The sequence below is a fragment of the Nocardioides sp. genome (genome assembly GCF_024509035.1).
Lineage (GTDB): Bacteria > Actinomycetota > Actinomycetes > Propionibacteriales > Nocardioidaceae > Nocardioides.
Window position 1 is genome coordinate 1,163 of sequence record NZ_JANINT010000384.1, and the last position, 569, is coordinate 1,731.

Below are 569 nucleotides of genomic sequence, written 5' to 3' on the forward strand. Positions count from 1 at the left end.
ACTCGGTGAGCCGGAACAGCACGGCGCCGACCCAGCCGCCGAAGTAGCCGGACGTGAGCCCGATCAGGGTGCCGATCAGCATCGAGATCAGCGTCGCCATCAGGCCCACGAACAGCGAGATGCGGGCGCCCCAGATCAGCAGGGTGAGCACCGACCTGCCGTTCGCGTCGGTGCCCAGCCAGAACTCGCGGGACGGCGGCTCGAGCACGCCGCCGGTCGCCTGGGTGACCTGGAGCCCCTCCGCGGGCGCGAGCAGGGGCGCGCACAGCGCGACCAGCACGAAGAAGGCCAGCACGAGCAGCCCGGCCGTGCCGGTCCGGCTCCTGCGGAACCGGCGCCAGGAGTGCGTCCGCACCCGGGGGTCGAGCCAGCCGTAGAGCAGGTTGGCTCCGAGGTTCGCGGCGATCACGGCCGCCGACGACAGCATGAAGACGCCCTGCAGCAGCCAGTAGTCGGGGACGGCGAGCGCGTCGGTCGTGAGCAGGCCCAGGCCGGGGATCGAGAAGATCGTCTCGATCGTGATCGCGCCGGCGACCACGAACCCGAAGTTCAGCGCCACCACGGTCGTC

The 569-nt window shown here is 71.4% G+C and carries 1 protein-coding gene; it reads right to left on the bottom strand.

Annotation, left to right across the window (positions count from 1 at the left end):
* Positions 1-559: ABC transporter permease subunit (locus Q0L15_RS21925; RefSeq protein ID WP_296606943.1), on the bottom strand; the 559-nt coding region annotated here is incomplete at its 3' end.
* Positions 560-569: the final 10 nt, after the last annotated feature.